At 51.2% G+C, this 15,707-nt stretch carries 9 protein-coding genes and 1 other RNA gene; 6 read left to right on the forward strand and 4 right to left on the reverse strand.

Annotation, left to right across the window (positions count from 1 at the left end; genetic code table 11):
* Positions 1-44: 44 nt before the first annotated feature.
* From ACO0LM_RS04250 to ACO0LM_RS04260, 3 genes are all read left to right on the forward strand, one after another.
* The gene (locus tag ACO0LM_RS04250) at positions 45-1,109 is read left to right on the forward strand and encodes a MerR family transcriptional regulator (RefSeq protein WP_423034597.1); all 1,065 of its coding nucleotides are present in this window, start codon (positions 45-47) and stop codon (positions 1,107-1,109) included.
* A 2-nt stretch (positions 1,110-1,111) separates the two neighbouring features.
* Positions 1,112-2,464, forward strand: coding sequence for an MFS transporter (locus ACO0LM_RS04255; protein ID WP_423034599.1), 1,353 nt, complete (start codon positions 1,112-1,114; stop codon positions 2,462-2,464).
* A gap of 341 nt (positions 2,465-2,805) precedes the next feature.
* Positions 2,806-3,861, forward strand: coding sequence for a helix-turn-helix domain-containing protein (locus ACO0LM_RS04260; protein WP_423034601.1), 1,056 nt, complete (start codon positions 2,806-2,808; stop codon positions 3,859-3,861).
* 25 nt (positions 3,862-3,886) lie between these two features.
* Here ACO0LM_RS04260 and ACO0LM_RS04265 read toward each other — a convergent pair whose 3' ends face one another.
* The 3 genes from ACO0LM_RS04265 to ffs form a co-directional block, all read right to left on the reverse strand.
* On the reverse strand, positions 3,887-4,759 hold the full coding sequence (locus ACO0LM_RS04265; protein WP_423034603.1) for a hypothetical protein: 873 nt from the start codon (positions 4,757-4,759) through the stop codon (positions 3,887-3,889).
* A gap of 28 nt (positions 4,760-4,787) precedes the next feature.
* A complete protein-coding gene (locus ACO0LM_RS04270; RefSeq protein ID WP_423034605.1) occupies positions 4,788-5,834 on the reverse strand; it encodes a hypothetical protein in 1,047 nt (348 codons plus the stop codon).
* A gap of 597 nt (positions 5,835-6,431) precedes the next feature.
* Positions 6,432-6,530: signal recognition particle sRNA small type (ffs, locus tag ACO0LM_RS04275), an RNA gene on the reverse strand.
* A 246-nt stretch (positions 6,531-6,776) separates the two neighbouring features.
* On the opposite strand from ffs, the gene ACO0LM_RS04280 reads away from it, so the two are divergent.
* On the forward strand, positions 6,777-7,706 hold the full coding sequence (locus tag ACO0LM_RS04280; RefSeq protein ID WP_423034607.1) for an ABC transporter ATP-binding protein: 930 nt from the start codon (positions 6,777-6,779) through the stop codon (positions 7,704-7,706).
* A 9-nt stretch (positions 7,707-7,715) separates the two neighbouring features.
* Entirely contained in the window at positions 7,716-11,312 is a 3,597-nt protein-coding gene (locus tag ACO0LM_RS04285) for a M1 family aminopeptidase (RefSeq protein WP_423034609.1), read from the forward strand.
* 81 nt (positions 11,313-11,393) lie between these two features.
* Here the strand turns inward: ACO0LM_RS04285 and ACO0LM_RS04290 are convergent, their stop codons facing one another.
* Positions 11,394-13,493 carry a TonB-dependent receptor gene (locus ACO0LM_RS04290; RefSeq protein ID WP_423034611.1) on the reverse strand — a complete coding sequence of 700 codons (2,100 nt, stop codon included), beginning with the start codon at positions 13,491-13,493 and terminating at the stop codon, positions 11,394-11,396.
* 338 nt (positions 13,494-13,831) lie between these two features.
* On the opposite strand from ACO0LM_RS04290, the gene pepF reads away from it, so the two are divergent.
* The gene (pepF, locus tag ACO0LM_RS04295) at positions 13,832-15,694 is read left to right on the forward strand and encodes an oligoendopeptidase F (RefSeq protein WP_423034613.1); all 1,863 of its coding nucleotides are present in this window, start codon (positions 13,832-13,834) and stop codon (positions 15,692-15,694) included.
* Positions 15,695-15,707 lie beyond the last annotated feature (13 nt).

The raw sequence follows: 15,707 nt of genomic DNA on the forward strand, positions 1-15,707 counted from the left end.
CCTTATGTAAGGCTTTATAGTCTTCACCATACAGGAGATCAAGCATGCAATTGAAAATCGGCGAACTGGCCAGCCGTACCGGCCTGACCATACGCACACTGCATCATTACGACAAGATAGGCTTGCTGAAACCTTCGGCGCGGTCAGAAGCCGGGTATCGTCTGTACGACAGCGCCGATATCAAAAGACTGCACCGGATTCAGGCCCTGCGCCGCCTGGATTTGTCGCTGGCAGAGGTGGCCGACGTCATCAATGGAGAAAATGCCGACCTGCAAAGCGTGATTGAACAACAGATATCCAGCCTGCAACAGCAAATCGCCCAAAGCGTGGAATTGCACGACCGTTTGCAAGAGCTGGCCATATTATTGAAATCCAAACAGGAACCCAATCTCGAATACTGGTTATCGACGCTGGAAATGATGAGCCTGATAGGTAAATATTTCAGTAGCGATGAAATCACCCACATGCGTGAGCTGGAACAGGAGCAGCACGGCAAGCTGGATGTCACCATGCGCCCCCTGATTGGAGCTGCCCGTGCATTGCTGGACAACAAGGTTCCCCCCTCCGATGCGCGCGCCATGGCCATGTCCAGGCAATGGATAGCCACCATGGGCAGGCTCATGCCGGATGCACGTTTGCTCAACAAATTCTCCCAGATGCACAGGAATGAACCTTCGCTGCAATCACTGAGCGGCGTGGATGACGAGATGATGGATTACATCACCCTGTCATCAATCGAGGTGCGATATGAAATTTATCGCAAATACCTGAGCGAAGAAGAATTGCAATATTTCCGCGCTTCCTTCTTCAAGAATGCCAATGCCTGGACGCAGGTGTTTTCCGATTTGCGGCAAAAAATGGCGCAGGGACTGCCGCCAGAACATCCAGACAGCCAGGCCATCCTGGTTCGATGGCGCGCCCTGTTCACGGAAGCCTGGGGCCATCATTTGCCGACCATCATCAAAGTCCGGGCCATCCATGAAAAAGAACCAGAACTGGGCATGGGTGGCGGGCTCACTACGGCCTTGCTGCGCTATGCAAGAGAAGGCCTGGTTGTCCTGGACCAAAACAATCATCAACCCAAAAATACAACTACGCGGAAAAAATAATCATGGAAGCGAAACAAGCTGCGAAACAAGCTGCAACGCCGGCTACAACTCCAGCCACAACACAGCAAGACGAACGCAAAGCCATCTTCAGGGACAGCAATTTTCGCTGGCTGATCGGCGGTGGTGCGATGTCCATGCTGGGTGACCAGTTCACCCTCATTGCCCTGCCCTGGCTGGTGCTAAAGATGAGTAACGACACACTGATACTTGGCATCGTGCTGGCCCTGATCAGCGTCCCGCGCGCACTCTTCATCCTGATAGGTGGTGCACTGGTGGACCGTTATTCTCCCAAGACTGTCATGCTGCAGACCAAATACATCAATACTGCTTTGCTTGGCATATTGAGCCTGCTCCTGTTTATCGGGCGGCTGGAATTGTGGATGGTGTATGGGCTGGCACTGGGTCTGGGTATTTCCACTGCTTTCAGTATTCCATCTGGCACATCCATGTTACCCAGAGTGGTGCCGGCTGCACAGTTGCAATCCGCGAACGGTGTCATGCTGGGATTGCGTCAGCTCACCATGTTTATCGGCCCGGTATTGGCGGGCTTGCTGATTGCATTGTTTGGTACAGCTAGTCAAAGCATGGTCAGCGACGCGCATGGCCTGGCCGCGGCTTTCCTGTTTGACTGTTTTACCTATGCATTCTCGGCCTGGACACTGAGCAAGGTCACCATGAAAGCATCGCCGTCTGCCAGCCAGCATCCACAACAGGCAGGCAACGGGACCAAGCAGTTATTCCAATCCGTCCTGACAGGCTTGCGTTACTGCTGGAATGAACAGCAGTTGCGCAGTTGCTTCATTTACTGGGCGGCGATTGCCTTCTTCATCATGGGGCCGATACAGATCGCCTTACCCGTCATGGCCAGCCAGCTCAGCAATAGCGCCAGCACGCTGGGCTTGCTGGCCGGTGCCCACGGTGCCGGTACGCTGCTGGGCATGGCACTGTCGGGCATCAGGCCGGGGCTGCGCTTCGGCAATCTGGGGCGCACCATCCTGCTGATCGATTTCATCGTCGGCTTGCTGTTCATCCCCATGGGCCTCATTCATGCCAGTTGGCAAGGTGCCTGCATCTTGCTGGCCGTGGGTACCCTGGGTGGCTTCCTGCATGTGGCAGTATTTACCTGGATACAAAAGCAGGTGCCGCCACAAATGATAGGCCGCGCCATGAGCATGTTCATGTTTATCTTCATGGGCATAGGCCCGGTATCGGCAGCCTTCACCGGCTGGCTGATGCGCAGCGTTACCATCCCTCAACTATTCATGAGCAGCGGTATCTTGCTGGTAGTGATCGTCTTGCTGGCGCTGGTGATCAGCCCGATGGCTGAAGTCAGTGACCGCCCGACATCGGCCTGATTACAGGCAAGAAAAACTGTCTATGAATTGTCTATGTATACCGGTCCACATAGCATTTGAAGGAGGAAAAGTGGACCTGTTTGGGCAGCAAATAAAGATTAGAATCTGAATTGGCGAGTCCGGTCTGCGGCACTCGCAGGGAGTCGATACCATCGCGTCATTCGTTCCAGAATAGCCACAAAAGCGTATTGCAAAAATTAAACCAATAATGCATTATTAGCAATGTTGAAACCTTGAATTAGTCAATAAAAGACCTCACCAGACAGTGACAAGGAGCTTCATTGCAAACCCACTCCAGCCACCAAGGCCAAGCCCAAGCCATCCCTCAGGAGTCTGACGCCATGAACAGGTTCCTGCCCAGCGGCATTTTCGACACAGGAATGGCCGCCCCGGTTGACCGCTGGACAGCCTGGCAAGACAGTATCTCGGTGATGTTTGACGTTGGCCGCCCTCCCGGTGCCGAATCACAGCCTTTCTTTGCTTCAGTCAATGCCTACCACCTTGGTGCCATGGTATTTGGTGACACCCGCTATTCACCGCAAGCCTTCCAGCGCTCACGCAAAAAAATTGCCCAGGATGGGCTCGATCACTTTCTGATTCAGCTATACCTGGAAGGCGGCTATACGGGTGAAACCAATGGCAACCACGAAATCTTCATGCGAGCAGGAGATATCTGCATCCTTGATCTGGGCCAGTCGCTGAGCACCCGCACGACCAATTCGCGCACGCATACGCTGGTGGTGCCGCGCGGTGCCATGGAAGCCGTGTTGCCCAACGCCAGCGCATTGCACGGTGCCGTGTTAAAGCGAGAGAAAGTATTGGGCAAGCTGCTCGCTGATCACTTCACCTCGCTCTGCCAACATTTGCCTGAGGTCAGACAATCACAGGCGATGTCCGTTGCCGATGCCGTGACCGGTATGATCGGTGCCTGTTTCCGGCCCACCGCTGACGCGCTCAATGTTGCGCACGCTCAGATCGACACCAGCCTACGCAACCTGATCAAACATCACATCGACGAACACCTGAATGAGCAATCACTCAACCCCGACACATTGGCGCTTGCCTTTCACTTGTCACGAACCACACTGTATCGCTTGTTTGAACCCTTTGGCGGCATCTGTAACTATATCCAGAATCGCCGCCTGCAGCGTGCTTATACGACGCTGAAGCAGACATCCGGCAAGCCGCGCTGGATATACGAAATTGCCTTTGCCTGCGGCTTCAGGGATGAGGCACATTTCAGCCGCAGCTTTCGGCGTGCCTTCGGTATCTCCCCAAGCGATGTACGTGCTCAACAAAATGACTGCTACTCTGGCCGAACAGCTGCCCCCTGGAGTATACGCAAGGAAGAAGGTGACTATGCAGACTGGATTACCTGCCTGGTTACCCGCGACTGAGTACAGAAAGCATCAATACGACCTGTCACCCCTCCAAATCAGACATGGTTTCGATACGCCATTCCTGATGAAGTGGATTCACCCTCCCGCCCCTTGGTTCAAGAGTCAGGTTTTTGACTCTTTCATGGCTTGTACATACAAGGTCGTTGCGGACCTGCACCAGGAAACTGCCCTGGAATACCCAGCGCTGGGTATCACTATGGCGATTCGGGGTGTTGATGCAAAGTCTCTGGTGCTGTCCTTGCTCAACATCCAGTGCAAACCCTGTCGCGCTGTGCAACAGCATTCCTCTTTCAAAATCAGCCGTCCAGCGCTGTTTTTTGCTACCCGCGTCGGGAATTGCGGTGACCAGCGATCCCGGCGTGGCACCCATGCAAGTAAATACATGCCCAGAGTCAGGATTCTGGATGGCGAATACTTCCCGTGTCAGCTTACACGAAAAATGCTGATAAATTGGCGGATTGTTTTGCCCTTGAAACGCCTGAAAAGACAGGCCATATCCACGTGTATCGAGGGTGAAGGCTTCGCCGCTGGCTTTCTTCATCACCAGGATGTCTTCTCCAATATTAAAATGTAGATGGAGGCGCACGGCCTGTCCCCTGTCTTGAGACATTTCAAATACAGGACCAGATCCAGTGCCTCGTGAATAAGGGCTGTGTTGCCCTGTCAGATACCAGGTATGTCCTTGAATCTGAGCCGCAAGGCAAACACCGAGGCGAGGATTATGATTGTCGACAGCAACAATCTCCAGAGGAATCCTGAATTGCGCAGGCACATCAAAAAAAGCAACCCCCTCGCGGGCTGGATTGCCCTGCAACCGATACGCACGCGCTGAAAATAAGTTCTTTGAAAAAACCCTGATATCGACGTAAATACGTGGTCCTGCTTCCAATGCCATTACATTATCCATCTCTTTTACCCCTATTTCAATCAAGTAACCGACGATAGTCTTCGTGCATCAGCTTGCGCTCAATAAGGGTGAAGCTGCGTCCTACAGGGACGTCAGGGAACAGGGTATTGAAGGTTTCAGTGGGCATGACTTGTCTGAATTTTTGAAGTAATTCGGAGAACTTGCCATTTAGCTCCGCCGCATAGGTATCGTGGTAATTTGTATGGTTAGTCAAAATAATGTCGTTGTCCAGGGTCAGCTTTTCTTTGCTGAACGCCCTGTCGAACCTGATTATCTCGGTAACCGCTGACGGAGATGCTATTTGCAAGTCTTGCGGTAATCTATCGAGGATGACCTGCACATGGTGCTGACGTATCGCGCCTTCCGAATGGTCTGCGAGACCAATGCGCGTCTGATGATTCATGACATCGCGCGCCAGTTGCTCTGAGCGCTTCAGGCGATCCATCGCTTCATTCGACTCACCCAGCAAGGCCTTGATCACCAGCGCAGTTGCCAGAATGGTGGCAGCGTACTCTGTCGCACCGCCATAAAATCCGTAAGCCCAGTAACTGGCCGAGAAGCTCGGTGGCCAGTTGACAGGTGTGTAATTGAAAGCCCCAAGTCGGGAAGCCCATAAAATCCGGTTGCAGGCTTGATGACAGACGCCATGCACGCCGTAGATAAGGCCAGCCCAGGATTGAGGGCTAAGGCCGCGCAATGGTGCGGAAAGGCCCGCCCAGTAGGTATCCCAATCCGCCACCTTCCAGTCATATCCCGGGAGAAGATTAAATTGCGCCATTCCCAGTGCGACCGACAAGTTGGCAGGAAGATCCTGCCCCTGACGTTGTGAGCCGATGATCCAGGGCGACCATAATTCTGCACGGTATGCAACGCCCCTGTGGCCGCGTTCTTCTTCCCTGAGCGCAAATGAACCAAAGCAAGGCATCGCATACGTATTACCATTTTTTTCGGCAATAGCAAACGTATGTTGCGCAATGCCAGGACCAATAAAATCGTAGTAACCCGCTTTGATGGTACAGTCAAAGAAATTTCCCTGAGGAGTACTTTCTGGCTTGTTCGACATGGTAAAGCTCCCTCTGTTCGAGTTAAATGCCGGTCTGGTTTCGTACTTGCAATCCCGCGTTCCGAAACATCCCTATACCTTTGTGCGATTGCCCTGTTGATGTGTCACCGGAAGGACCTTGCACAATCCTTGATGGTTTGCCTGCCATCCCCTGGCTTCCTTGCCAGTGTGATGGGCAAATTAAATTCAGACGCGCCGATTCGAGGATATATCAGGAATACCCTGCTCGATTTGACCCCATGTCCCCATTTCTTGGACCTGCGTCCCATTATGCTTTGCGTGTTTTTGCGCCAGTACAGCAGGCCGGTTTCATGCCTTTTCAGGACACACTTCATCCGTACAGGTGCGACAACGAATACGCAGGGGTAAGGCGGTAGTCCGGGATTGCCTTGTGCTCCCTGGGCGCAAAAGACAAGAGTGGTACGCCTGGTATCTAAAGCGGAAAGTCAGTAAATAGCTGCTTGTTCAGAGTCTTAGTTTCAAATTATCTGAATGCAAGAAAAGTACGTGTCAAGACACAAGCTGCATAGCGCTGATGTGTAAGCGTGAGGGAGAAGAAGAGCGAACTGCTTTGGCAGAAAGAGGGAATAAATCAGAGTTGGCGAGCCTGGTCTGCGGCACTTGCGGGAAATGACTGTGGCTGCTTCGTTCCCGACCTGACCAGATTGGCCATGCCGCAATGCGCAGGGGCCCGCCAGCGCACATTATAACTGAACGACAGCAAACTTGCAGCAATTCAGTAGAAACTGGCTTCAGGTCAGACGGACAGTTCCTGTTTCAAACTGATATTTCCGTATTTCATTCCTCCCACGCGCTATTTCGTCACATGCCTGCACAAGCCTGTTTATACTTAATAACATGATATCGACCCCGCACATCTGTCAGGGGCCTGGCACTTCAAAAGTCACTATAAACAAGAACCTATAGAAGAAGGATAAGGCTATGGAACTTTGCATACAGCACCTGTCAAAAAAATACGCCAATGGCGTACAAGCCCTGAACGATATCAACTTGACTATACCTGCCGGTATGTTTGGCTTGCTGGGGCCCAATGGTGCTGGCAAATCCACGCTGATGCGTACCCTGGCGACCTTGCAGGATGCCGATTCTGGCACTGCCACGCTGGACAAGCTCGATATTCGTGAAAACAAAGACCAGATCCGGCGGGTGCTCGGTTATTTGCCGCAGGATTTTGGCCTTTATCCCAAGGTCAGCGCTTATGACTTGCTCGATCATTTTGCCTTGCTCAAGGGCCTGGACAATCGCAAGCAGCGCAAGGAAGTGGTGGAAGCCCTGCTGCACCAGACCAATCTGTACAAGGACAGGAACAAGCATCTGGGTACTTATTCGGGCGGCATGCGCCAGCGATTTGGCATTGCACAGGCATTGCTGGGTGACCCCAGGCTGATCATTGTCGATGAACCCACAGCCGGGCTGGACCCGGAAGAGCGCGTGCGCTTTCACAATCTGCTATCCGATATCGGCAGCGAAAAAATCGTCATTCTGTCCACTCACATCGTTGAAGATGTATCCGATTTATGCAATCACATGGCAGTCATCAACCAGGGTACTGTCGTACTGACCGGACAACCCCTGCCATTGATAGAACAGATACAGGGAAAAATCTGGAACCGGTTTATAGAAAAAGCTGAACTGGCAAACTACAAGCAACAATACCAGGTCATTTCCAGCCGCCTGACGTCGGGCCGCACGCTGATACATGTGTATGCCGATTCACAGCCAGACCCTGGCTATGCCCCGGTTTCTGCCGATCTGGAAGATGTGTATTTTGCCGCGATGGCGGGGCTGTTCTCTGCCCAGCCAGCAGCAAGCATGCCATCCGCAGACCTGACAGCTGCGCCAACAGTCTGAGGAGCATCCATGTTCACGATACTCTTGTTTGAGCTGCGCCAAAAATATCGCAGCCTGTCCAGCTATGTGTATTTCCTGATCTTCTTCATCCTGGCGATTTGGTGGATGGCAGCCGCTGGTGGCGTCTTCGCTTCAGCCTCGGTCGATTTTGGTGGCAAAGTATTTATCAATTCACCGGTCGCGATTTTTCAGAGCATTACCCTTCTTGGCTACTTTGGCACGAGCACGGTAGCCGCCATCATGGGTCAGGCAACACATAAGGATGTAGAACACCACACCTGGCATTTCTTTTACAGTGCGCCAATTTCCAAGTTCCAATACCTGACTGGGCGTTTTCTGGGGGCTTTGCTGAGTCTGTTGATCATCTTCTCTGGCCTGGGCCTGGGTGCCTGGCTGGGATGTTATTTGCCTGGCATAGAAGCAGTACGACTAGGGGCCATGCATCCTACGGCGTATTTCCTACCATACGTGTATTCGGTCTTGCCCAACTTCATGATCTTTGGAGCGATTTTCTTTACCCTTGCCACACTCGGCAAACGCATGATGCCAGTGTATGTATCCAGCGTAGTGCTGATCATAGGCTATCTGATTGCGCGTTCTTTCATGCGCGATATCGACAACAAAACCCTGGCTGCCCTGCTCGATCCTTTCGGCTCGGCTGCCGTCAGCAGCATGACGGAATACTGGAGCATTGCCGATAAAAATAGCCGCCAAGTCAGTCTTGAAGGCCTGTACCTTATTAATCGCCTGTTGTGGGGTGGCGTAGGCTTGATCTGTCTGGCTTTCTGCTATTGGCGCTTTGACTTCAAGGCTATTTCTACAACAGGAAAACAAAAGAAAGAGAAGGCAAATAGCGAGGCCGTGCAGGCAACGCAGACAACTAGTCCAGCGATTGTCGCTATACCAAAAGTCATACCGGTCTTTTCGTCCTCAAGGACCTGGAAGTTGCTGCTGGCAGAAAGTTGGTTGAATTTACGCGAATCTGCGAAAAATGTGTATTTCATCGTGGTACTGCTGTCCGGCGTTCTATTCATGTTTGCCGTGTCCAATTCGGTGACCAGGATGTTTGGTACTTCGACCTATCCCGTAACGTATGCGGTACTGGAATTTCTGGGTGGTACTTTCAGTTTTTTCATGCTCACCATCACCACCTTTTATGCAGGTGAACTGGTCTGGCGCGAACGAGATGCGCGCATCGCTCAATTACTGGATGCATTGCCGATACCGGGTTGGCTACCATTTACCGCCAAACTGTTTGCGCTCATCCTCATGCAGGGCATCATGCTGCTTGTACTAATGCTGTGCGGGATGCTGATCCAAACCATCAAAGGCTACACCAATTATGAAATTGGCCTGTATCTACATCAACTTTTCCTGGTGCAATGGCCAGAATATGCGCTGATTGCTGTACTGGCAATGTCACTGCAAGCCATCATCAATCACAAGTACCTGGCTTATTTTTTGATGATTCTGTACTACATTGCGCTTATCGCCCTGCCTGCACTGGGTATAGAGCATCCCATGTTGCGCTACGCGACGATCCCGTCCACCGTGTATTCGGACATGAACGGCTATGGCCATTCACTACCGTTGTCACGCTGGTACCTGTTGTACTGGAGCGGTGCTGGCCTGATCCTGATTGCCTGGTCCCTGCTGATGTGGGTACGTGGTACGACCACTACCTTCAGTCATCGTCTGCGTATGGCCAGCTTATCCGTCAATACCGCCAATACCAGCCTGATGCTGGGCGGCACTGTGCTGTTCCTGTTCGCTGGCGCAGTGATCTTTTACTTTAGCAACATCCTCACGCCTTACAAAAACCAGTATGAAAAACAGGCTGAAAATGCCAGCTATGAAAAGAACTACAAGCAATATGCCACACAGCCACAGCCACGCATCGCCGATGTCAGATTGAACGTCGATATCTATCCCGCAACCCGCACGGCGCAGATCAAGGGTGACTATCAGTTGATCAATCGCAGCAATACTGCCATCCAGGAAATTTTCATCATGGAGTCGGATGATGCACACATCATCCAGATGAAGCTGGATGCCGCGCATGCGCCGCGCATACAAGATAAAAAGATGGGCTTTTACAGCTATCAGTTGCGCCAGGCCTTGCAACCGGGAGAAAAGCTGAAACTGCATTTCGAACTTGAATTCGCGCCCAAGAACTTCCTGGGCATGAGTTCTGGCCACACCGTCATGTACAACGGCAGCTTTTTCAATAGCACACTGATGCCACATATAGGTTACCAACCCGGCCTGGAACTCAGCGACGACAAAGCCAGGCGCAAGCATGGCCTGCCAGAAAAAGAAAGGATGGCAGAAAGGGATGACCCGAAAGCATTGAGCAATAGCTATATCGCCAATGATGCCGACTGGATCAATTTTGATGCCGTCGTATCCACCAGTGCCGACCAGATGGCGATTGCACCCGGCAGTCTGAAACGGGAGTGGCAAGAAAATGGACGACGCTATTATCACTATGCGCCAGAACAGGCCATCCTGAATTTTTACGCCTTCCTGTCTGGTCGCTATGAAGTCAAACGGGCGCAATGGAAAGACATCCCCATCGAAATCGACTATCACAAAGGGCATGCCTACAATCTTGATCGCATGATAAAGAGCGTGCAGAATTCGCTCGATTACTATACGACCAATTTTGGCCCTTACCAGCACAAGCTGGTCAGGATAGTCGAGTTCCCGCGCTATGCCACGTTTGCGCAGGCATTCCCGAACACCATTCCGTATTCGGAAAGCATAGGCTTCATCGCCCATGTGGATGATAAAAATCCGCTGGAAGTGGATTACCCTTTCTATGTGACTGCCCACGAAGTGGCCCATCAATGGTGGGCACATCAGGTCATTTCCGGCAATAGCAAAGGTGGGACTGTGCTGGTGGAAACCCTGGCGCAATACTCTGCACTCATGGTGATGAAACATACCTATGGTGACGCCGCCATGCGCCGCTTCCTGAAATTTGAACTGGATCGCTATCTGCAAGGACGCAGCCAGGAAAGGAAGAAAGAATTGCCACTGGCTTTCAATGAAAACCAGAATTACGTCCACTATGCCAAAGGCAGCCTGGCCATGTATCTATTACAGGATCAGATCGGCGAAGACAAGGTCAACCAGGCATTACGTACTGTCATTGCCCAGTATGCCAACAAGGGCGCACCTTACCCCAGCAGTGCAGTACTGGTGGATGCCCTGCGCAAGGCTGCACCGGCTGACAAACAGAGTCTCATCACCGATTTGTTTGAGTCCATCATCCTGTTTGAAAACCGTGCCATGACAGCCACTGCCAAGCCCCTGCCAGATGGACAATACGAAGTGGCCTTGCATGTCACCAGCAATAAATTGAAGGCCGATGAGTTGGGGCTTGAAAAAGAAGTTCCTCTGCAAGACTGGATGGACATAGGCGTCGACGACAAGGATGGCAAACCCTTGCTGCGTGAACGCAAACTGATCAATCAAAAAAGCATGGATTTTAAAATGATCGTCAAAGGCATACCAGTCAAGGCGGGTATAGACCCTGACAATAAATACATAGACAGAAAGCCCAGCGACAACATGGTCAAGATTGACTTGGTTTCGAAATAAAGGCTAAGCACATCAGGCAAAAAAAAGGCGAACAAAGTTCGCCTTTTTTACTTTACGACAGGAAGGAAATAATTCACCCGATCAAAATTTCGCATTCAGGCTGACACGCAATGCACGTGGTGAACCTGGTGTAATATTGTTGTTGCTGTTGGCGAAGGCATAGTATTTTTTATCCAGCAGATTTTCTATGTTGGCCTGCACATTGACGGATTTACTCAAGGTGTAATACAGAGCCGCATCGACGCGGCTAAAGCCGGGTACGGTAACGGTGTTGTCTGTCGCGGCGAAAACTTCACTTCGATATACGATACCCAGGCCCGCACCCCAGACAGGATCAAAATTATAGCGGTTCCACAAGGAAGCGCTATATTTCGGTACCTGTGCCAATGTGACCCCGGCCAATACTGTACTTGACTGCGTTTTGGTCAGTTTCGCATCCTGATAGGCATAGCCGCCCATGATGCTCCAGTCTGCATTAATGCGGCCATTGAAGCCCAGTTCCAGACCCTTGCTGCGCTGACCATCAACCAGGATCAGTTTGCTGGCATCTGCCGGGTCAGTAATCGCTACATTGCTGCGATCCAATTGATATAGGGCGGCGCTGGCAGACAAATCTGAACCTATATCCCATTTCACTCCCACTTCCAGATTCTTGAATTTCTCTGGGTCGAGCGACTTGTTGCTTAAGGTCAGTGACGACAGTTGATCACCTGCACGTGGCACAAAAGCCAGGCTATAACTGGCATAGACAGATACTTCCTTCATCGGTTTAAATACCAACCCTACCCGTGGGGATACTGGTGTATCCGTGGTTTTCAGATTTTCAGCGGTACGTCTGTTGGTAAAATCCACGTCAAAACTGTCACGGCGTATACCTGCAAGCAATTGCCATTGCGGTGAAAATTCTATCTGGTCTTGCAGATAGATCGATTTGGTCGTCACCGTGCCAGTGTTATTTGCATCGCTGGCCGCCTGTTTGAAAGTCACCGGCGTATTGGCCACGGGATTTGTCAATGCGACGTTGATCGATGTTGTCGTCGGACTGATAGACAGGAAGTAAGCTGTATTGCGGAAATTATCTGTATCCTGCTTACCAAACTCAATACCACCTACCAGCTTGTGACGTATGCTGCCTGTATCCAGATTGAATATCAAATCGGTTTGGTTGAAGAAGTTTTTGCGCTGGGTTGCATTGTTATAACCGGACAAGGCCACAGAGGTTCCGGCTGTGTTGACCGCGCCAGGTACGATGTTTTGGTAAAACTTGTCATACTCGGCATAGCGGGTGCGATTGCGCACACTCCATCCCTGACCAAAATCATGGTCTATGGAAGCAGACAAGGCATCCACCTTGGCCCAGGTGGTATTGATGTCCGTATTGCCAAAGAAGGTAGATGGATCGGTATTTAAAGGCAGCCCCTGGAAAGATGGGATACCGCGATCGGCTGTTCTTTCGTCTTTAAAATGTTCATAGGCAACGGCAACCATGGTGTCGCTGCCCGCACGCCAGGACAAAGTCGGGTTGACGCCAGAACGCTTAAGCGTAAAACCCTGACGATAGCTGCCTGAATCTTCTACCACCGCATTCACGCGCATGGCCACCGTATCTGTCAGCGCCTGTCCCAGGTCCACGGTCACACGACGCTGGCTCCACGAACCCAGCGTCAAACTGGCTTCACGCACAGGACGCCATTCAGCCTGCTTGGTGACACGATTGATCACACCGCCAGAACCGCCACGGCCAAAAATCATGGCATTGGAGCCTTTCAGCGCTTCCACACTGTCGATGTTGTAAAAATCACGGTAATACTGAACATCATCACGTATGCCATCTACATAAAAATCGCCGGTAGAGCTATTGCCGCGAAACACCGCCGTATCACGATTCCCCTCCCCTTGCGCCGCAACGATACCGGGCACATAACGGATCACATCACTCAGGCTTTGCATGCTCTGATCACGAATCAAATCCTTGCTGACGACAGTGACGGCCTGCGGGGTATCACGCAACAAGGTATCGGTCTTGGTCGCGGTACTGGTACTTTTGATGTTGTAGGTTTTTTCTGCAGTGCTGGTAACCTTCACTTCTGGCAAAGCGGATTCGGTAACCGTGTTTTGGGCAAAGACTGGCAAAACCACGCTGCTTAACAATGCAGCGATAGGTGTAAGGCGGGCTATCATGAAGATCCTTGAATATCAGTTAAACAATCCTGGCTGGCTGATAGACAAGGCTACGTGGCTGGCGAAACGGGAACGTTGGCATTATAAATGAGAATAACTATTATTTGCATTGACAACCATCAATCATTATCATTTATCAGCCACTTACCGGCCATTTCTTCAGGAAATTTATTTTCAATTTGTCTTCTCAAAGAAGAACTTTCAGACCAGAATACTGCCCAATGCCAAGAACCATTTGTTTAGGCCATGAAAGAGTAGCCTTAAGCATAGATACAATAAATCCATCAGCTCTTCCGCATTTTGTTATCCATTCCTCAATCAAAACTGGACGCTACGCCATGCATAAACATCTTGTCCGCAACCTGTTCGCAGTTGCCCTGACCTTACCTGCCTTCGCTTTTGCTGCCCACCCAAATGAAACTGAAGCTGATCGCTGGAATTTGAATGATATGTACCAGACCAAGGCCGACTGGGACAAGGATGCCATGAGCCTGGAAGTGCAGTTAAAACAATTGCAGACTTGCAGCGGGCATCTGGGTGACAGCGTGGCACGTTTCAAGACTTGCCTGGATTTGAATTCAGATATGCTGAAACGCCTTGCCCGTCTGTCCAGCTATGCAATTCAATACCGTGACCAGGACACCGGCAACAACGCCGGCATGGACCTGGGGCAGCGCTCGGACATCCTGGGCAGCAAGGTAGAAGAAGCCAGTGCCTTTATCCGGCCGGAAATTCTGGCCCTTGGGGATAAAAAGATCCAGGCTTTCCAGGCCAGGGACAAGGGCCTGCGTATCTATGCCCATCAACTGGATGATATCTTGCGTTCAGGCAAGCATACCCTGGATAAAAAAGGCGAAGAGATCATCGCCACCTTTGGTATGGCAACCAATACTGCCAGCGCCGTCTACACCACCCTCTCCAATGCAGAAATGCCCTGGCCCAAGCTTAAATTGTCCACCGGCGAAGAGGTGCGCATAGACCAGGCAGCCTATACAAAATACCGCGCAGCCCCCAATCGCGCTGACCGTCAACTGGTATTCGATGCATTCTGGGGCAAATGGAAAGAATTTGAACGCAGCTATGGTGTCACTTTTTATGAACAGTTAAAACGCGATTCCGTCTATGCCAAGATCCGCAATTATCCAGATTCGCTGACACAGGCGCTGGACAACAACAAATTGCCAAGAGAAGTCTATGACACGCTGGTAGAACAAACCCGCGCCAACCTGCCTACCCTGCACCGTTATTTCAAATTGCGCGCAAAACTGCTGGGCGTGAAGGATCTGCGCTATTTCGACATTTATCCTCCATTGGTATCGGGTGACTTCAAATACCCTATTGCTGAAGGCGTCAAACTGATGCTGGAATCTGTCAAGCCTTTGGGTGACGACTATGCCAGGGCCATGGCAAAAGCCACCACCGAACGCTGGATGGATGTCTATCCACGTCCACGCAAGCGCTCTGGTGCCTACATGAATGGGGCGGCCTATGATGTTCACCCTTACCTGCTGCTCAATTACAATGATGATTATGAATCAGTATCGACGCTGGGCCATGAATGGGGACATGCCATGCATTCCTACCTGGCCAACAAACACCAGCCCTTCATCAGCGCCGACTACCCTACTTTCACGGCAGAAATCGCGTCCACCACGAACGAAGTCTTTTTGCTTGACCACATGCTGAAAATCGCCAAGAGCGATGACGAGCGTTTGCTGTATCTGGGATCAGCACTGGAAAACCTGCGTGGCACTTTCTTCCGTCAAGCCATGTTTGCCGACTTTGAACGTGAAGTGCATGCCAAGGTAGACAAAGGCGAATCGCTGACTGGCGAAGCACTGAGCAAAATCTATGGCGATATCCTGAAAAACTATCACGGCGACAAAGAAGGCGTGATGAAAATTGACGATACCTATGCCATTGAATGGGCGTATATCCCGCATTTCTACAATCGCTTCTATGTGTTCCAGTATGCAACGTCAATTGCTGCCGGTTCCATGTTTGCAGATGAAATCCTGAAAGGCCGTGCCGGTGCCCGTGACAACTATCTCAATATATTGAAAGCAGGCGGTTCTGCCTATCCGTATGAACTGGTCAAGAAAGCCGGTGTCGACCTGGCTTCTCCGGCCCCTTACCAGGCCGTGTTTGCGCGCATGAATAAAATCATGGATCAGATCGAGGCCATCAAAGCGAAACATTAAACGCTTTTCATTA

The sequence above is a fragment of the Undibacterium sp. Di26W genome (assembly GCF_049340265.1).
Taxonomy (GTDB): Bacteria; Pseudomonadota; Gammaproteobacteria; order Burkholderiales; family Burkholderiaceae_D; genus Undibacterium.